The organism is Streptomyces sp. NPDC021225, from assembly GCF_044332865.1.
In the GTDB taxonomy this organism is placed as follows: Bacteria; Actinomycetota; Actinomycetes; order Streptomycetales; family Streptomycetaceae; genus Streptomyces.
On the sequence record NZ_JBIRPV010000020.1, the window covers coordinates 42,290 to 59,734 of the forward strand.

The following is a 17,445-nucleotide window of genomic DNA, read 5'->3' on the forward strand; positions in this document are numbered from 1 at the left end:
GGACAACCAGGACGGAAATAGGTTCGCCAGGCGTTTTCGGGAGGTGAGATCCTGGAGCCCGTATGTCCACCACGCCTGCCCCCGCCCTGCCCGCCCTGCTGGAGCGGCTGCCCGAGCTGATGCTGCGCGACCAGCAGCGGCTGGGGCGCCGGCTCGACGGCGCGCGCCGGATCCGTAAGCCCGAGGCCCGCGCGGCCGTGCTGGGCGAGATCGCCGATGACATCGAACGGGCCGAGCTGCGGGTCGCCGACCGCCGCGCCGCCGTGCCCGCCGTCACCTACCCCGAAGAGCTGCCGGTCAGCCAGAAGAAGGACGACATCCTCGCCGCGGTCCGGGACCACCAGGTCGTGATCGTCGCGGGCGAGACCGGCTCCGGCAAGACGACCCAGATCCCCAAGATCTGCCTGGAGCTGGGGCGCGGCGTCAAGGGCCTGATCGGCCATACCCAGCCGCGCCGCATCGCGGCCCGTACGGTCGCCGAGCGCATCGCCGAGGAGCTGCGGTCGCCGCTGGGCGAGTCGGTCGGCTGGAAGGTCCGCTTCACCGACCAGGTGAGCCAGGACACCCACGTCAAGCTGATGACGGACGGCATCCTGCTGGCCGAGATCCAGACCGACCGCGAGCTGCGCCAGTACGACACGATCATCATCGACGAGGCCCATGAGCGCAGCCTCAACATCGACTTCCTGCTCGGCTATCTGGCCCAGCTGCTGCCCCGCCGCCCCGACCTCAAGATCGTGATCACCTCCGCCACCATCGACCCCGAGCGCTTCTCCCGCCATTTCGGCGACGCGCCGATCGTCGAGGTCAGCGGGCGTACGTACCCGGTCGAGGTGCGCTACCGCCCGCTGCTGGAGGAGGGCGGGGAGGACAGCGACCGGGACCAGATCACCGCGATCTGCGACGCGGTGGACGAGCTCCAGGCCGAGGGCCCGGGCGACATCCTGGTCTTCCTCTCCGGCGAGCGGGAGATCCGGGACACCGCCGACGCGCTCACCAAGAAGCAGCTGCGCGCCACCGAGGTGCTGCCGCTGTACGCGCGCCTGTCGCACGCCGAGCAGCACCGGGTCTTCCAGCGCCACACCGGCCGCCGGATCGTTCTCGCGACCAATGTGGCGGAGACCTCACTGACCGTCCCCGGCATCCGGTACGTGATCGACCCGGGCACCGCCCGGATCTCCCGCTACAGCCATCGCACCAAGGTGCAGCGGCTGCCCATCGAGCCCGTCTCCCAGGCCAGCGCCAACCAGCGCAAGGGCCGCTGCGGGCGCACCAGTGACGGCATCTGCGTCCGGCTGTACTCCGAGGACGACTTCCTGACCCGCCCGGAGTTCACCGACGCGGAGATCCTGCGGACCAACCTGGCCTCCGTCATCCTCCAGATGACCGCGGCCGGGCTCGGGGACATCGAGAAGTTCCCGTTCATCGACCCGCCGGACCGGCGCAACATCAAGGACGGCGTGCAGCTGCTGGAGGAGCTGCACGCGCTGGACGGCGCCCAGAAGGACCCGCGCAAGCGGCTCACCCCGGTCGGGCGCAAGCTCGCCCAGCTGCCCGTGGACCCCCGGCTGGCCCGGATGGTCCTGGAGGCCGACCGCAACGGCTGTGTCCGCGAGGTCATGGTGATCGCGGCCGGGCTGTCCATCCAGGACCCGCGCGAGCGCCCCTCCGACAAGCAGCAGCAGGCCGACCAGCAGCACGCGCGCTTCAAGGACGAGACGAGCGACTTCCTGGCCTTCCTCAACCTGTGGAAGTACATCCGGGAGCGGCAGAAGGAGCTGTCCTCGTCCGCGTTCCGCCGGATGTGCCGCCAGGAGTTCCTGAACTATCTGCGTATACGCGAATGGCAGGACATCTACAGCCAGCTGCGCACGGTCGCCAAAACCATGGACATCGCCATCGAGATGTCCGACCAGGACGCGGCGCCGGACCACATCCACACGTCGCTGCTCGCGGGGCTCTTGTCCCACCTCGGTCTGAAGGACACCGACAAGAACGAGTATCTGGGCGCGCGCAGCGCCAAGTTCGCCGTCTTCCCCGGTTCCGCGCTCTTCAAGAAGCCGCCGCGCTGGGTCATGTCGGCCGAGCTCGTGGAGACCTCGCGGCTGTGGGCGCGGGTCAACGCGAAGATCGAGCCCGAGTGGATCGAGCCGCTCGCCGAGCACCTGGTCAAGCGCACCTACAGCGAGCCGCACTGGGAGCAGAAGCAGGCGGCCGTGATGGCGTACGAGAGGGTCACGCTGTACGGCGTGCCGATCGTCGCCCAGCGGAAGGTGAACTACGGCCGGATCGACCCGGAGACCTGCCGGGATCTGTTCATCCGCAATGCCCTGGTGGAGGGCGACTGGCGCACCCACCACCAGTTCTTCCAGGACAACCGCAAACTGCTCGGCGAGGTGGAGGAGCTGGAACACCGCGCCCGGCGGCGCGACATCCTCGTCGACGACGAGACGCTGTTCGACTTCTACGACCAGCGGCTGCCCGAACACATCGTGTCCGGGGCGCATTTCGACTCCTGGTGGAAGCACAAGCGCCGGGAGGAGCCGGAGCTTCTCAACTTCGAGAAGTCGATGCTCATCAACGAGCAGGCGGCGGGCGTCACCAAGGACGCCTATCCGGACTCCTGGCGCCAGGGGAAGCTCAAGTTCAGGGTGACGTACCAGTTCGAGCCCGGCGCGGACGCGGACGGCGTCACCGTCCACATCCCGCTCCAGGTGCTCAACCAGGTCACCCCGGACGGCTTCGACTGGCAGATCCCCGGGCTGCGCGAGGACCTGGTGACCGAGCTGATCCGGTCGCTGCCCAAGCCCGTCCGCCGCAACTACGTCCCGGCGCCGAACTACGCCAAGCGCTTTCTGGACGGCGTGGTCCCGCTCCAGGAGCCGCTGACGGCCGCGCTCTCCCGCGAGCTCCAGCGGATGGGCGGGGTGCGGATCGACCCCGAGGACTGGGACCCGGACAAGGTGCCGGGCCATCTCAAGATCACCTTCCGGGTGGTCGACGAGCGGCGCCGCAAACTCGCCGAGGACAAGGACCTGGAGGCGCTGAAGCAACAGCTGAAGCCGAAGACCCGGGCCGCCATCTCCAAGGCCTTCGAGACCTCCAAGGAGGGCGGGGGCATCGAGCAGCGCACCGGGCTGACCCGGTGGGCGGTCGGCACGCTGCCGCGCACCTTCGAGACGCGCCGCGCGGGCCAGCCCGTCAAGGCGTACCCGGCGCTCGTGGACGAGGGCGCCTCCGTGGCCCTACGCCTCTTCGACACCGAGGCCGAGCAGCGCCAGGCGATGTGGCGCGGCACCCGCCGGCTGGTCCTGCTGGGACTGCCCGCCAGCCCGGCCAAGTTCGCCCAGGGCCAGCTGTCCAACCAGGCCAAGCTGGCGCTGTCGCGCAGCCCGCACGGCAACGTCCAGGCGCTGTTCGAGGACTGTGTCGCCGCCTCCGCCGACCGGCTGATCGCGGCGCGCGGCGGCCCGGCGTGGGACGAGGAGAGCTTCCACAAGCTCTTCGACGGCGTCCGGGCCGACATCATGGACGCCACGCTCGACACCGTGCGGAAGGTCCAGGAGGTGCTGGCCGCCTGGCAGTCCTGCGAGCGGCGGCTGAAGGCCACCACGAGCCCCGTGCTGCTGGCGTCCCTCGCGGACATCAAGGAGCAGCTGGCGGAGCTCATCAGGCCCGGTTTCGTGACCGAGCACGGGGTGCGCCGCCTCCCGGACCTCATGCGCTATCTGGTGGCCGTCGACCGGCGGCTCCAGCAGCTCCCGGCCAACGCCGAGCGGGACCGGGCGCGGATGGCGAAGGTCAAGGAGATGCGGGACGAGTACGCCTGGCTGCTGGAGCAGTTCCCCAAGGGCCGGCCGGTGCCCCAAGAGGCGCTCGAGATCCGCTGGATGATCGAGGAGCTGCGGGTGAGCTACTTCGCGCACGCCCTCGGCACGGCCTATCCGGTGTCCGACAAGCGCATCGTGAAGGCCATCGACGCGGCGGCGCCCTGACGGCCGCGCTCAGGCGGGGCTCCGGGCGGGTGTGGCCCCCGGGAGCCCCGGCCGGGCCCTGAGGCCCCGAGACGGGCCCTGAGGCGCCCTCACGGGCCTCCCGGGGCCGCCCGGGAGGCAGGCCGCGGTCGGGTGTGCGGGCCGGCGTACCGCCGTCGGAGGGCCCGCACATGGCCGCCGGACGGCCGCCGGGCGCGAGTTCGACCGCACCCCCTGACCTGCTGTAGAGTCTGTCTCCGCAGCGCACGAAAGAGCGCGGCAGCCAAACGGCGAGAGCCGTATGGTCCTGTGGAGCAGTTTGGAGTGCTCGCCACCCTGTCAAGGTGGAGGCCGCGGGTTCAAATCCCGTCAGGACCGCAGCGCGAAAGGCCCGGACCCGTACAGAGGTCCGGGCCTTTCGGTGTCTTGACGGCGGCACGTACCAGAGGTACCCAAGCTAGAAGGCGCTAAGGGGGCGCGCGCGGGAGGTACGGCTTATGACGACATCCGCGAGGCATGAGACCAGGGCGCTGCTCCGCGCGCATCTGGCGGCCGCCACGGGCTATCGCCACTTCACCCGACACTGTCCCATCTGCCATCGGCTGCTGCGGCTCGCCATGGAGCCGATGAGGGACGCGGCGGCGGAATCGCGGTCCACCGAACCAGAGGGCGGTTCGGCGACAACGGCGGCAACTCGGTAAGCCCTTACCGCAGTTGCCGAGCGAACGACAAGCATTGTGCGGTGTGACGGGAGTCACCGAATGGGCTTGCGGAGTGGGGGAACTTACGCCTCTCCTCCAACAAGTCAATTTAATATGTGCAATTGCACCGCCCATCCAAGCCCCTGGAAGACCCCGGGAAGGGCTCCGGAAGGGGTCATTCCAGACCGACCCGGCCACCCGCTCCAACCCTCCCGCGACATCGCGCCACGGCTTGCTACCGGTGAGTCACCAGGGCCCCGCGAACGCGCGCGGACACAAAAAGATCGCGCTGGACCCGGCGGAGTCCAGCGCGATCGACGACGCACCCATGTCGAGCGGGCGTGGGCCTGTTGGGGCAGGCACCAGTCGTTGTGGAGCTAGTGGAGCTGAGCGGGCTCTTTCCAAGGCTGGGGGGCCGGAAAATGCCCGGTTATGCGGTTGTTCAGGCCTCGCTGCGCTGCTGCGGGATGCCCGCGAGAAGCGCACGGACCTCCGCTTCGCGGTAGCGCCGATGCCCTCCGAGCGTGCGGATGGACGTGAGCTTGCCGGCCTTGGCCCACCGCGTGACCGTCTTCGGGTCCACGCGGAACATCGTGGCAACCTCAGCCGGGGTCAGCAGCGGCTCGGCATCAGGGGTGCGAGCGGTCATGAGCGGCCTCCTCGGGAGAACCGAACCATCACGGTTCTTTCCTCTAAATTCTGCACCTTGACCCACGTTGCCCGAAATGGCGGACGCGGGCCGAGTCGGTTATAGGACGAACGGCTTGTCCTCGGCACTACAACTACACCATCTGTCCAGCCCCGTCGGCCAAACCGATGGAATTGCCCTCTCAGGTGTTCAACCTCGACGGAAGCCGATGGACCATGCCATAGCGGACAGTCACACGGCCGTGACGATCAGTCACAACAGGATCAGGGTCACCAGACCCCGTCAAGGAGTGCAATACCGATGAATCCGCCCATACTTGGGCGGAAGGAGGCCTTCCCGGACTCCTTGTCCTATTTTGACACGAGGGTGGGGGATTGCCGCAAGGCCCGAAGTCAGTGCTTTAGATCACGATTGAGGCAATGGCCCGGATCGGGACCTACGTCCCGCACCGTCTCTCTACATCCCCGCATGTCCCCGTACATCCCCGTGTCATCCCCGTGTCAGTGGTCTCAGCTCGCGTTCTGGCGGCCGCGAACCGCGGTCCAGCGCTCCGTCAGCCGCTGGTACGCGCTTCCCGCCCGCTCTCCGTCCCCGTCACGCAGCGCCGCGAGCCCCTCCGCCACATCGGCGGCGGAGCGGTCGTCGTCCAGCTGCCCTGAGGGCACCGCGTGCACCAGGCCGCCATAGTCGAGCTCGACCAGCGAACGCGGGTGGAATTCCTCGAGCCACCGACCAACATCTACCAGCCCGTCGATCAGCGGACCCTCGCCGAGACCATCTTTGAGCACCTTAAGGCCACGCGCCACTCGGCGCCTGGCCTGAACCATGGGGGTCCGGTAGCGCAGCAGCGGCCCGTCCTCCCCCTTGGTGTACTCGCGCTCGTCGTCCGCGAAGAGCACGAACCAGCGCACCGGCACATGCCAGGTCGCCGACCTGATCCACGGCCGGGCGTCCGGGTTGCGCTCCAGCCACCGCTCGTAGTCCGCGGCCGCCTGCCGGCGCACCACCGGGGGCAGCGCGGCGTCCAGCAGCGGCGCCGGGAGCCGCTCGGCGACCTCCTCCAGGGCCAGCCAGCCGCGCAGCCGGGTACGCCACGGACAGACGCAGGTGACCCCGTCCACGACCGCCACGAACGCGTCGCTGCTCTCGTGCACGGGCACCGCCACCGGGGGCACCGGCAGCAGGTCGGCCAGCGAGCGCCGCAGCTCGTCCTGGGCGCCCGGCAGGTCGTCGCGCTTGGCGTAACGCGCCCAGTGGGAGCGCTCGGGCTCGGGAAAGGCCGCCAGCGGCTCGTAGACCCGGAGGTACGCCGCGTAGGGGACAACCACCGAAGACGCCACGGTCACGCGCGCTCCCTCTGGGTCCGAGACCAAGGTCCGAGACAAAGGTCCGAAACGGTCGCCGGGGCGCTGCTCGTCCCGGGCTGACCGCATCGTCCCACGGCCCGCACGGCCACTCGCCGCCCACCTTCCGGACTCAGTACGGACGGTGCCGTTCCGAGCCGCCCCTCAGGGCTTACGCTCTTGCCCACCGGCCCTCCCCACCAGCAAGGAGGGCGCCACAACGCGGCATATGGGAGTCACCACAGTGACCGACGTACGTCATACCGTCAGCGTCGACGGTCCGGCGGGCAGCGCAGTATCCGGGTCCTCGTCCCCGCTCACCACGCTCTTCGCCTCCGACCAGGGCGGCCATGAGCAGGTCCTGCTCTGCCAGGACCGGGCGAGCGGCCTGAAGGCCGTCATCGCCATCCACTCCACCGCCCTGGGCCCGGCCCTCGGCGGCACCCGCTTCCACGCCTACACCTCCGAGGCGCGCCCCGAAGAAGCGGCCGTCATGGACGCGCTCAACCTCGCCCGCGGCATGTCCTACAAGAACGCGCTGGCCGGGCTCGACCACGGCGGCGGCAAGGCCGTCATCATCGGGGACCCCGAGCAGATCAAGACCGAGGAGCTGCTGCTGGCCTACGGCCGCTTCGTGGCCTCCCTCGGCGGCCGCTACGTCACCGCCTGCGACGTCGGCACCTATGTCGCCGACATGGACGTCGTCGCCCGCGAGTGCCCCTGGACCACCGGCCGCTCCCCCTCCGCGGGCGGCGCGGGCGACTCCTCGGTCCTCACCGCCTACGGCGTCTTCCAGGGCATGCGGGCCAGCGCCCAGGCGTCCTGGGGGGAGCCCACGCTGCGCGGCCGCCGGGTCGGCATCGCGGGCGTCGGCAAGGTCGGCCACCACCTCGTCGAGCACCTGCTGGAGGACGGCGCCGAGGTCGTGGTCACGGATGTGCGGGCCGAGTCCGTCGAGCGGGTCCGCGCCCGCCACCCCGAGGTGACGGCCGTCGCCGACACCGACGCGCTGATCCGCACCGAGCTCGACGTCTACGCCCCGTGCGCCCTGGGCGGCGCGCTCGACGACACCACGGTCGCCGCGCTCACCGCGCGCGTGGTGTGCGGAGCCGCCAACAACCAGCTGGCCCACCCCGGGATCGAGAAGGACCTCGCCGACCGCGGCATCCTCTACGCGCCGGACTACGTCGTGAACGCCGGCGGGGTCATCCAGGTCGCGGACGAACTGCACGGTTTCGACTTCGACCGGGCCAAGGCCAAGGCGGCAAAGATTTTCGACACCACGTTGGCCATATTCGATCGGGCACAGACCGATGGCATCCCGCCGGCCGCGGCCGCCGACCGGCTGGCCGAGCAGCGCATGGCGGAGGGCCGCCACTCCTGACCGCCAGACCGCAGCCTCTGGCCGCGGCCTTCGACCGCCACTCCTAAAGGCGTTCGAAGTCGCCGGAGAAAACACCCGGGGAACCTCTGGGAAAACGCCCGAGAAGCGCTTCGGCAGGCCGTGCGGGACCCTATGGACGTCATCTGGACAAGTGCCGGACAAGTGCCGTACCGGGTCCCGTACGGGGCCGTAGGGAGCCATCGGGGAGAGATCCCTCACGGCCTCTCGGCGGGTCGGCGTCGCAGACGCGTTAAAATCGCAGCTGACCAGCGGGTACAGGGCTGCCCGCCGGTTATGCGGCGTGGCACGTCATGCGGGCGACGTACCGTATGGCCACAGAAGCAGGTACCGTTGAAGCCCTACGGGCCGGGTTCTCTTTCGAGAGTCCGCTCCGAATTATGAACGTGAACGCGTGTCAAGACTCTGGGGCCGTCGAGCCCCGTCGTTGAGGGGGTCGAGCCATGGGGCGCGGCCGGGCCAAGGCCAAGCAGACGAAGGTCGCCCGCCAGCTGAAGTACAACAGCGGTGGGACTGACCTCTCACGCCTGGCTGAGGAGCTGGGCGCATCGACAGCGAACCCGCCGCCGAACGGCGAGCGGTTCGAGGACGATGAGCTGGACAACGACCCGTACGCACAGTACGCGGATTTGTACAACGACGACGAAGACGATGACGACGCCGACGAGCAGTCGGGTCCGTCCGCGCAACGTCGTCGCGCCTGACCGTTAACTTCAGGTCGTTTCAGGCGCTCGGCTGCGAGCCGCACCTCCGCCGGTCCGGGGCAACCGCCTCGGACCGGCTTCTGTGCTGTCCTCGCGCCCCTGGAGGCCCCCCGGCACCCCGCCGGATGGCCCAGGGGGCCGACAGTGCGCCACGCGGCCGTACGCGGCGCCTCGGTTGGGGTCGTCACGGTCGTCCGCTCGATCAGCTCGCGTAGTCGCCGATCACGGACACTCCCGCGGCGTGCCCGGCGGTCCGCTCGACGATCTCGCCGCTGACCCAGGCGTCCACGCCGCGGTCCGCGAGAGTGGCCAGCGCCACATCGACCGACTCCCCGGGCACGACGGCGATCATGCCGACGCCCATGTTCAGGGTCTTCTCCAGCTCCTCCCGCTCGACCGAGCCGGCCTCCCCGACCAGGCCGAAGACCGGGCCGGGGGTCCAGGTGGAGCGGTCGACCACCGCGTGCAGCCCGCCCGGGATGACCCGCGCGAGGTTGTTCGCCAGCCCGCCGCCGGTGATGTGCGAGAAGGCGTGCACCTCGGTGGTCCGGGTGAGGGCCAGGCAGTCCAGCGAGTAGATCCGGGTGGGCTCCAGCAGCTCCTCCCCCAGCGTCCGGCCCAGCTCCGGGACCTCCCGGTCCAGGGACCAGCCGGCCCGCTCGAAGAGCACATGGCGGACGAGTGAGTACCCGTTCGAGTGAAGTCCGGACGACGCCATGGAGATCACGGCGTCCCCCGTCCGGATACGATCCGCGCCCAGCACCCGGTCGGCCTCGACCACGCCCGTGCCGGCCCCGGCCACATCGAAGTCGTCGGCGCCCAGCAGCCCCGGGTGTTCGGCGGTCTCGCCGCCCACCAGCGCACAGCCCGCCAGCGCACAGCCCTCGGCGATGCCCTTGACGATGGCGGCGACCCGCTCCGGATACACCTTGCCGACGCAGATGTAGTCGGTCATGAACAGCGGCTCGGCGCCGCACACCACCAGGTCGTCCACGACCATGCCGACCAGGTCGCGGCCGATGGTGTCGTAGACCCCCATCCGGCGCGCGAGGTCCACCTTGGTGCCGACCCCGTCGGTGGCCGAGGCCAGCAGCGGCCGCTCGTAGCGCTTGAGGGCGGAGGCGTCGAAGAGCCCGGCGAAGCCGCCGAGGCCGCCCACGACCTCGGGCCGCGCCGCCTTCTTCACCCACTCCTTCATCAGCTCGACCGCGCGGTCGCCCGCCTCGATGTCGACGCCCGCGCTCGCGTACGTGGACCCGGCCGCGCCCGGGGAAGGCTCAGACATGACGTTGAGATCTTTCGTGTCGTGATGAAAAGGCGTCGGGATTCGTGAGGGGGATGGCCGAGGACCGAGCCGTGGGGGCCGGGGCCGTACCGGGCCCGGTCCCGACGGGGCTCCACGGGCGCTGTGGCCCGTAGAGCCCTTAACGGTCCGCTACGGGCGCCGCAGCGCGTCCCCGCCGCCGACGCCGGCCGTCAGCGTCGCCACACCGTCCGCGTCGCTGCGGATCGGCGCCTGCGTCTCGGCCTCCAGGAGGTGCTTGCCGAGCAGCTCGGGGTCCGGGAGCTCCATCGGGTACTCACCGTCGAAGCAGGCCCGGCACAGGTTCGGCTTGGCGATCGTGGTCGCCTCGATCATGCCGTCGATCGAGATGTACGCCAGCGAGTCGGCGCCCAGCGACTTGCCGATCTCCTCGACCGACAGACCGTTGGCGATCAGCTCGGCCCGGGTGGCGAAGTCGATACCGAAGAAGCACGGCCACTTGATGGGCGGGCTGCTGATGCGGATGTGCACCTCCGCCGCCCCGGCCTCGCGCAGCATCCGGACAAGCGCGCGCTGGGTGTTGCCGCGGACGATCGAGTCGTCGACGACCACCAGGCGCTTGCCCCGGATGACCTCCTTCAGCGGGTTCAGCTTGAGCCGGATGCCCAGCTGGCGGATGGTCTGCGAGGGCTGGATGAACGTCCGGCCCACATACGAGTTCTTGACCAGCCCCGAGCCGTAGGGGATCCCGCTGGCCTCCGCGTAACCGACGGCGGCCGGGGTGCCGGACTCCGGCGTGGCTATCACCAGGTCGGCCTCGGCCGGGGCCTCGGCGGCCAGCCGGCGGCCCATCTCCACCCGGGACAGATACACGCTCCGGCCGGCGATGTCGGTGTCCGGGCGGGCCAGATAGACGTACTCGAAGACACAGCCCTTGGGGCGCGCCTCCGCGAAGGTCGTCGAGCGCAGCCCGTTCTCGTCGATCGCGACCATCTCGCCGGGCTCGATCTCCCGGATGAACGAGGCGCCCACGATGTCCAGGGCGGCGGTCTCGGAGGCCACCACCCAGCCGCGTTCCAGACGGCCGAGGACCAGCGGGCGGATGCCCTGCGGGTCACGGGCCGCGTACAGCGTCTGCTCGTCCATGAAGACGAGGCTGAAAGCGCCCTTGACCTCGGGCAGCACGATCGGGGCCGCCTGCTCGACGGTCAGCGCCTTGCCGTCCTCGTCGACCTGCCCCGCGAGCAGGGCGGTGACCAGGTCGGTGTCATTGGTCGCGGCGACCTGGGTGGCCCGGCCGTTGTCCCGCGGCAGCGCCGCGACCATCTCGGCGAGCTGGGCCGTGTTGACCAGGTTTCCGTTGTGGCCCAGCGCGATCGAGCCGTGCGCGGTCGCGCGGAAGGTCGGCTGCGCGTTCTCCCACACCGAGGCTCCGGTGGTGGAGTAACGGGCGTGACCGACCGCGATATGGCCCCGCAGGGAGCCGAGGGATGTCTCGTCGAAGACCTGGGAAACCAGGCCCATGTCCTTGAAGACCAGAATCTGGGAGCCGTTGCTCACCGCGATGCCCGCGGACTCCTGTCCACGGTGCTGCAGTGCGTACAGCCCGAAATAGGTGAGTTTGGCGACCTCTTCGCCCGGAGCCCAGACACCGAAGACGCCACACGCGTCCTGGGGGCCCTTCTCTCCGGGGAGCAGGTCGTGGCTGAGTCGTCCGTCACCACGTGGCACGCCACCGAGTCTAGGACAGTTCCGGAGCGCCACGGCACGAGGGACGGCGAGGGGGGCGTAAGTCACATTCCCGGAAGACCTCCCAGAAGGCCCCGCGAACCCTTCCAGGAGCCCTGGGACGCGTGCGGCGTCAGGCCAGGAGCGGCAGGTGGGGCGCGAGATCGGCGCGCTCGCCACTGGCCGTGACATCCGCATCCTCGACCGCCTCGGACCAGTCCAGGCGGCCCGTGGCGAGGCGGATCCAGGTCAGCGGGGCCGTCTCGACGACGTTCGGGGGCGTGCCGCGGGTGTGCCGGGGGCCCTCGACGCACTGCACGACCGCGTACGGCGGGACGCGCACCTCGACCGAGCCCCCGGGCGCCTTCGCCGCCAGCGCGTCGGCGAGCAGGCGCGTGGCGGTGGCCAAGGCCTGGCGGTCGTACGGGAGCGTGGTCCCGAGCGCGGCCGCCAGGTCGTCGGTGTGCACGACCAGCTCCACACAGCGGGTGACGAGGAAGTCGTCGAGCCGCATCGCCCCCACCCGGGCGGCCAGCAGCCGGTCGCCGGGCGCCTGGGGCAGGAGCTCGGCGAAGCGCGCGGCGGCGCGGTCCAGCAGCTCGGCCGGCGCCGCGCTCGCCGCGAGCGATCGGGTGTCGTCGTCGATATCCCCGCCGAGGGCGGCGGTCGCGGCCACCCAGCCGGTCGCGGTGACCTCCGGCGCCGGCGGCGCGGGCCGCTCCAGGTGGCGGCCGACCGCCCCCACGGCCATCGACAGATGCGCGACCAGCTCCCGGACCGTCCAGTCGCCGAGCCGCGTCGGCGCGGCCAATTGCTCCTCGCCCAGGCCGCGCACCGCGTCCCGTACGTGCTCGAGCTGCGCGGTCACGGCGGCGCGCGTCTTGGCCGGGTCATAGGTACGGGCGCGGGGGCGGGGAGGCATGCGGCCGAGCGTACCGAGAAGCCCCGAGGAGCACGGCCGGAGCGTGGACAGCGCGGGGGCGGCGGCAGAGGATGGAAGGGAAGGTGAGAGAAATCAGCACGAAAGGCGTGAAACGCCATGGCCGAGCACCCGGATTGCACCCTGGTCCGCCGCGGCTACGAGGCCTTCACCCGCGGTGACCTGGACGCCCTGGCAGGGCTGATGACCGCCGATGTGACGCATCACGTCCCCGGCGAGAGTTCCATATCGGGCCATCACAAGGGCCGTGAGGCCTGCGTCCAGCTGTACCGCCGCCTGGGCGAGCTGTCCGGCGGCACCCTGCGCACCGAACTGGAAACGCTGCTGGCCGACGGGCGCGGGCATGTGATCTCCGTCCACCGGTGCCGTGCGGAGCGCGACGACATCGGCATCGACATGAAGATCGGCATGTTCTTCACCATCGTCGGCGGGAAGATCAGCGACATCGACGAGTGCAGCGAGGACATCGACACCTCGAACACGTTCTGGCGCTGAAGAAGACGGCCCCGCTCCCTGTGTGACGGCAGGGAACGGGGTTTATCCCGTCATACGGGGCAGGCGTCAGGCGAGCAGACCCGGGATCGTCGCCTCGTGCGCCTCCTTGAGCTCCGCCAGCGGAATGCTGAACTGGCCCTGGACGTCGATCGCGTCCCCGTCCACGACACCGATCCGGGCCGCCGGAAGACCCCGCGCCCCGCACATGTCGTTGAAGCGGACCTCCTCGCTGCGCGGAACGGCCACCACGGCGCGGCCCGCCGACTCCGACAGCAGGAAGACGAAGGGGTCCACGCCGTCGGGCACCACGATGCGGGCGCCCTTGCCGCCGCGCAGACACGACTCGACGAGCGCCTGGATCAGACCGCCGTCGGACAGGTCGTGCGCCGCGTCCACCATGCCGTCGCGCGAGGCCGAGATCAGGATCTCGCCGAGCAGCCGCTCCCGCTCCAGGTCCACCTTCGGCGGCAGCCCGCCGAGGTGGTCATGGACCGTCTGCGACCAGGCCGAGCCGCCGAACTCCTCCTCGGTGTCACCGAGGAGGTACAGCAGATGGCCCTCGTCCGCGAACCCGACCGGGGTGCGGCGCGCCACATCGTCGATGACGCCGAGGACGGCGACCACCGGCGTCGGGTGGATGGCCACGTCCCCGGTCTGGTTGTAGAGGGAGACATTGCCGCCGGTGACCGGGGTGCCCAGGGTCAGACAGCCGTCGGCCAGGCCACGGGTGGCCTCCGCGAACTGCCACATGACCGCCGGGTCCTCGGGCGAGCCGAAGTTCAGGCAGTCGGAGATGGCGAGCGGCTTGGCGCCGGAGGCGGCGACATTGCGGTACGCCTCGGCGAGCGCCAGCTGCGCGCCCGCGTACGGGTCGAGCTTGGCGTAGCGGCCGTTGCCGTCCGTGGCGACCGCGACACCGAGGCCGGTCTCCTCGTCGATGCGGACCATGCCGGAGTCCTCGGGCTGGGCGAGGACGGTGTTGCCCTGGACGAAGCGGTCGTACTGGTCGGTGATCCACGACTTCGACGCCTGGTTCGGGGACGAGACGACCTTGAGGACCTGCTCGCGCAGCTCGGCGGGGGTCGCCGGGCGCGCCAGCTTGTTCGCGTCGTCGGCCTGAAGGGCGTCCTGCCACTCCGGGCGGGCGTACGGGCGCTCGTACACCGGGCCCTCGTGGGCGACGGTGCGCGGCGGGACGTCGACGATCTGCTCGCCGTGCCAGAAGATCTCCAGCCGCTCGCCCTCGGTGACCTCACCGATCACGGTGGCGATGACGTCCCACTTCTCGCAGATCTCCAGGAAGCGGTCGACCTTGCCCGGCTCGACGATCGCACACATGCGTTCCTGCGACTCGCTCATGAGGATCTCCTCGGGCGAGAGCGTCGCGTCGCGCAGCGGCACGGTGTCCAGCTCGACGCGCATGCCGCCGGAGCCGGCCGAGGCCAGCTCGCTGGTGGCGCAGGAGAGCCCGGCGCCGCCGAGGTCCTGGATGCCGGCGACCAGGTCTTCCCTGAAGATCTCCAGGGTGCACTCGATGAGCAGCTTCTCCTGGAAGGGGTCGCCGACCTGGACGGCGGGGCGCTTGGTCGGCTTGGTGTCATCGAACGTTTCGGAGGCGAGCACGGAGACGCCGCCGATGCCGTCGCCGCCGGTGCGGGCGCCGTAGAGGATGACCTTGTTGCCCGTGCCGGAAGCCTTGGCGAGGTGGATGTCCTCGTGCTTCATGACACCCACGCAGAGCGCGTTGACCAGCGGGTTGCCCTGGTAGCAGGGGTCGAAGACGACCTCGCCGCCGATATTGGGCAGGCCCAGGCAGTTGCCGTAGCCGCCGATGCCCGCGACCACGCCGGGCAGCACCCGCTTGGTGTCGGGGTGGTCGGCGGCGCCGAAGCGCAGCGGGTCCATCACGGCGACCGGGCGGGCGCCCATGGCGAGGATGTCGCGGACGATGCCGCCCACGCCGGTGGCCGCGCCCTGGTACGGCTCGATGTAGGAGGGGTGGTTGTGCGACTCGACCTTGAAGGTGACCGCATAGCCCTGGCCGACGTCGACCACGCCCGCGTTCTCGCCGATACCGACGAGCAGCGCATCGTTCTCCGGGGCCTTCTCGCCGAACTGCCGCAGATGGACCTTGCTCGACTTGTACGAGCAGTGCTCGGACCACATGACGGAGTACATGGCCAGCTCGGCGCCGGTCGGGCGGCGGTCGAGGATGGCGCGGATGCGCTCGTACTCGTCCTGCTTGAGGCCGAGCTCGGCCCAGGGCTGCTGGACGTCGGGCGTCTGCTCCGCGTGCTTGACGGTGTCCAGAGTCATGCGTCAACCAGGTTCTTGAGGATCGAGGTGAAGAATCCGAGCCCGTCGGTGCCGCCGGTGCCGATCAACGGCTCGACGGCGTGCTCGGGGTGCGGCATGAGGCCGACGACATTGCCCGCCTCGTTGGTGATGCCGGCGATGTCGCGCAGCGAGCCATTCGGATTGAAGCCCTCATAGCGGAAGGCGACACGGCCCTCTGCTTCGAGTTCGTCCAGAACCCGCTCGTCGGCCACATAGCGGCCATCGATGTTCTTGAGCGGGATGTTGATCTCCTGGCCCTGCTCGTAGGAGCGGGTCCAGGCGGTGTCGGCGTTTTCCACTCGCAACTTCTGATCACGGCAGATGAAGTGCAGATGGTTGTTCCGCAGCATCGCGCCGGGCAGAAGATGAGTCTCGGTGAGAACCTGGAAGCCATTGCAGATGCCAAGTACGGGCATGCCCGCCTTCGCCTGCTCGATCACCGACTCCATTACCGGGGAGAAGCGGGAGATCGCTCCGGCCCGCAGATAGTCGCCATAGGAGAAGCCCCCGGGCAGCACGACCGCGTCGACCTGCTTGAGGTCCTTGTCGCGGTGCCACAGCGGCACGGCCTCCAGCCCGGCGACGCGGACGGCGCGCTGGGTGTCGCGGTCGTCGAGCGTGCCGGGGAAGGTGATGACTCCGACGCGTACGGTCACGACTCCGCCTTCGCGGCGAGCGCGGCCTGATCGGCCTGATCGGCCTCGATCCGCACGTCGAAGTCCTCGATCACGGTGTTGGCAAGGAAGGTTTCCGCGATCTCGCGGATACGGGCGAGGGCGGCGTCATCGACCGGGCCCTCCACCTCGAGTTCAAAGCGCTTGCCCTGACGGACGTCGGCGATCCCCTCGAAACCGAGACGGGGCAGCGCGCGCTGCACCGCCTGTCCCTGGGGGTCGAGGATCTCCGGCTTGAGCATGACGTCGACTACGACGCGTGCCACTGGCACTCCCGGTGGTGTGGTGCTGGTGCGTAAGGCGGTCCGCCAAGCCTACCTCGATCGAAAATCTACGCGGGTAGATTAGGTTGGCCTTCCGTCACGTTTAAGCATCGGCAGGTGCATCCGCTGGGGAAAGTTCCAGGAAAAACGTATGGTCCCGATTGCGACGTGACACGCGGGCAGAATTAGCGGGGCTTCACAATGCAATGCTCGCCGCTGTACAAATGAAAAAGCATTGTTCACTAACAACAGGACAGCTGCCATCTTTGCACGTCAACGCATCGATGCAGCCCGAAAGGACCGATATCCCGTGGCGCAGCGCGTAGTAGTCACGCTCTCCGACGACCTCGACGGCGGTCAGGCGGAGGAGACGGTCTCGTTCGGACTCGACGGCAAGGGGTACGAGATCGACCTCAACGCTGCCAATGCGACGAAACTCCGCGGCCTTCTCGAGCCCTACGTGGAAGCGGGCCGCAAGCGGTCCCGCTCCGGCAAGGCCTACCGCCGCACCTCCGTCGCCCCCGACCCGGCCGCCGTCCGCGCCTGGGCGCGGTCGCACGGCATGGAGGTCCCGCCGCGCGGCCGGATCCCCAAGAAGGTCTACGAGGCCTTCAACGCGTCGAACTGAGCAAGCCCCCGCACCGAGTTGCACACCCACCCTGGTGATCCGCTAGAGTCTGGATCACGCCGAGGGGCGAGGCCGAAAGGCAAAACCCCGAGGAACGCGCGGGTGTAGCTCAGTAGTAGAGCGCCCTCTTTCCAAGAGGGAGGCGCAGTGTGCAATCCCTGTCACCCGCTCTCATCGCTCGACCGAACCACTCCAGTGGATCAGGTAGAGTGATGGACACGCCGATCGGCGGAAGTTGATCGGAGTCACGCGGGTGTAGCTCAGTAGTAGAGCGCCCCCTTTCCAAGGGGGAGGCGCAGTGTGCAATCCCTGTCACCCGCTCTCATCATCTGCTCGACCACTC

14 protein-coding genes and 3 tRNA genes are annotated in these 17,445 nt (G+C 69.6%); 9 read left to right on the plus strand and 8 right to left on the minus strand.

From position 1 onward, the window contains the following. Positions 1-62 precede the first annotated feature (62 nt). From hrpA to ACH4S9_RS44895, 3 genes are all read left to right on the plus strand, one after another. On the plus strand, positions 63-3,995 hold the full coding sequence (hrpA, locus tag ACH4S9_RS44885; RefSeq protein ID WP_398377363.1) for an ATP-dependent RNA helicase HrpA: 3,933 nt from the start codon (positions 63-65) through the stop codon (positions 3,993-3,995). Positions 3,996-4,277: 282 nt separating this feature from the next. After that, positions 4,278-4,352, plus strand: a tRNA-Asp gene (locus ACH4S9_RS44890). Between the two features lie 119 nt (positions 4,353-4,471). Beyond that, positions 4,472-4,675, plus strand: a complete 204-nt coding sequence (locus ACH4S9_RS44895) for a DUF6274 family protein (protein WP_311729102.1) — start codon at positions 4,472-4,474, stop codon at positions 4,673-4,675. A gap of 442 nt (positions 4,676-5,117) precedes the next feature. Here ACH4S9_RS44895 and bldC read toward each other — a convergent pair whose 3' ends face one another. Both bldC and ACH4S9_RS44905 read right to left on the minus strand, forming a co-directional pair. Next, positions 5,118-5,324, minus strand: coding sequence for a developmental transcriptional regulator BldC (gene bldC / locus ACH4S9_RS44900; RefSeq protein WP_003949541.1), 207 nt, complete (start codon positions 5,322-5,324; stop codon positions 5,118-5,120). 509 nt (positions 5,325-5,833) lie between these two features. Beyond that, complete coding sequence (locus ACH4S9_RS44905) at positions 5,834-6,670, minus strand: hypothetical protein (RefSeq protein WP_311729103.1); 837 nt, start codon at positions 6,668-6,670, stop codon at positions 5,834-5,836. A 226-nt stretch (positions 6,671-6,896) separates the two neighbouring features. Between ACH4S9_RS44905 and ACH4S9_RS44910 the strand changes: the two genes are divergently transcribed. Both ACH4S9_RS44910 and ACH4S9_RS44915 read left to right on the plus strand, forming a co-directional pair. Further along, positions 6,897-8,051 carry a Leu/Phe/Val dehydrogenase gene (locus ACH4S9_RS44910; RefSeq protein WP_398377365.1) on the plus strand — a complete coding sequence of 385 codons (1,155 nt, stop codon included), beginning with the start codon at positions 6,897-6,899 and terminating at the stop codon, positions 8,049-8,051. A 461-nt stretch (positions 8,052-8,512) separates the two neighbouring features. After that, complete coding sequence (locus tag ACH4S9_RS44915) at positions 8,513-8,773, plus strand: DUF3073 domain-containing protein (RefSeq protein ID WP_385346081.1); 261 nt, start codon at positions 8,513-8,515, stop codon at positions 8,771-8,773. 202 nt (positions 8,774-8,975) lie between these two features. On the opposite strand, the gene purM is transcribed toward ACH4S9_RS44915, so the two are convergent. The 3 genes from purM to ACH4S9_RS44930 all read right to left on the minus strand — a co-directional run bounded on the left by purM (position 8,976) and on the right by ACH4S9_RS44930 (position 12,687). Continuing rightward, positions 8,976-10,058, minus strand: coding sequence for a phosphoribosylformylglycinamidine cyclo-ligase (purM, locus tag ACH4S9_RS44920; protein ID WP_398377367.1), 1,083 nt, complete (start codon positions 10,056-10,058; stop codon positions 8,976-8,978). Positions 10,059-10,208: 150 nt separating this feature from the next. Continuing rightward, entirely contained in the window at positions 10,209-11,768 is a 1,560-nt protein-coding gene (gene purF, locus ACH4S9_RS44925; RefSeq protein WP_311729107.1) for an amidophosphoribosyltransferase, read from the minus strand. Positions 11,769-11,898: 130 nt separating this feature from the next. Continuing rightward, on the minus strand, positions 11,899-12,687 hold the full coding sequence (locus tag ACH4S9_RS44930; protein ID WP_398377369.1) for a sterol carrier family protein: 789 nt from the start codon (positions 12,685-12,687) through the stop codon (positions 11,899-11,901). 117 nt (positions 12,688-12,804) lie between these two features. On the opposite strand from ACH4S9_RS44930, the gene ACH4S9_RS44935 reads away from it, so the two are divergent. After that, positions 12,805-13,200, plus strand: a complete 396-nt coding sequence (locus tag ACH4S9_RS44935) for a nuclear transport factor 2 family protein (RefSeq protein ID WP_398377371.1) — start codon at positions 12,805-12,807, stop codon at positions 13,198-13,200. Between the two features lie 66 nt (positions 13,201-13,266). On the opposite strand, the gene purL is transcribed toward ACH4S9_RS44935, so the two are convergent. Genes purL through purS form a run of 3 tightly spaced genes read right to left on the minus strand, consistent with a single transcriptional unit; the run spans position 13,267 to position 16,477 of the window. Beyond that, positions 13,267-15,516, minus strand: coding sequence for a phosphoribosylformylglycinamidine synthase subunit PurL (gene purL, locus ACH4S9_RS44940; protein WP_398377373.1), 2,250 nt, complete (start codon positions 15,514-15,516; stop codon positions 13,267-13,269). Continuing rightward, the gene (gene purQ, locus ACH4S9_RS44945; protein ID WP_358846869.1) at positions 15,513-16,193 is read right to left on the minus strand and encodes a phosphoribosylformylglycinamidine synthase subunit PurQ; all 681 of its coding nucleotides are present in this window, start codon (positions 16,191-16,193) and stop codon (positions 15,513-15,515) included. Before purQ ends, purL begins: the two co-directional genes overlap by 4 nt. Beyond that, positions 16,190-16,477: a phosphoribosylformylglycinamidine synthase subunit PurS gene (purS, locus tag ACH4S9_RS44950; RefSeq protein ID WP_311729112.1), complete on the minus strand. Its 288-nt coding sequence runs from the start codon at positions 16,475-16,477 to the stop codon at positions 16,190-16,192. The genes purQ and purS overlap by 4 nt, the downstream gene beginning before the upstream one ends. Before the next feature lie 307 nt (positions 16,478-16,784). On the opposite strand from purS, the gene ACH4S9_RS44955 reads away from it, so the two are divergent. The 3 genes from ACH4S9_RS44955 (at position 16,785) to ACH4S9_RS44965 (ending at position 17,423) form a co-directional block, all read left to right on the plus strand. Next, the gene (locus tag ACH4S9_RS44955) at positions 16,785-17,102 is read left to right on the plus strand and encodes an Lsr2 family protein (protein WP_311729113.1); all 318 of its coding nucleotides are present in this window, start codon (positions 16,785-16,787) and stop codon (positions 17,100-17,102) included. A gap of 98 nt (positions 17,103-17,200) precedes the next feature. After that, positions 17,201-17,272: transfer RNA gene (locus ACH4S9_RS44960), tRNA-Gly, on the plus strand. 79 nt (positions 17,273-17,351) lie between these two features. Further along, positions 17,352-17,423: transfer RNA gene (locus tag ACH4S9_RS44965), tRNA-Gly, on the plus strand. The last annotated feature ends 22 nt before the right edge of the window (positions 17,424-17,445 follow it).

What these genes read in the sequence shown, in the direction of transcription:
- hrpA (WP_398377363.1), top strand. Translation starts at nt 63, where the DNA reads ATGTCCACCACGCCTGCCCCCGCCCTGCCCGCCCTGCTGGAGCGGCTG.
- ACH4S9_RS44895 (WP_311729102.1), top strand. Translation starts at nt 4,472, where the DNA reads ATGACGACATCCGCGAGGCATGAGACCAGGGCGCTGCTCCGCGCGCAT.
- bldC (WP_003949541.1), bottom strand. Translation starts at nt 5,324, where the DNA reads ATGACCGCTCGCACCCCTGATGCCGAGCCGCTGCTGACCCCGGCTGAG.
- ACH4S9_RS44910 (WP_398377365.1), top strand. Translation starts at nt 6,897, where the DNA reads ATGGGAGTCACCACAGTGACCGACGTACGTCATACCGTCAGCGTCGAC.
- ACH4S9_RS44915 (WP_385346081.1), top strand. Translation starts at nt 8,513, where the DNA reads ATGGGGCGCGGCCGGGCCAAGGCCAAGCAGACGAAGGTCGCCCGCCAG.
- purM (WP_398377367.1), bottom strand. Translation starts at nt 10,058, where the DNA reads ATGTCTGAGCCTTCCCCGGGCGCGGCCGGGTCCACGTACGCGAGCGCG.
- ACH4S9_RS44930 (WP_398377369.1), bottom strand. Translation starts at nt 12,687, where the DNA reads ATGCCTCCCCGCCCCCGCGCCCGTACCTATGACCCGGCCAAGACGCGC.
- ACH4S9_RS44935 (WP_398377371.1), top strand. Translation starts at nt 12,805, where the DNA reads ATGGCCGAGCACCCGGATTGCACCCTGGTCCGCCGCGGCTACGAGGCC.
- purL (WP_398377373.1), bottom strand. Translation starts at nt 15,516, where the DNA reads ATGACTCTGGACACCGTCAAGCACGCGGAGCAGACGCCCGACGTCCAG.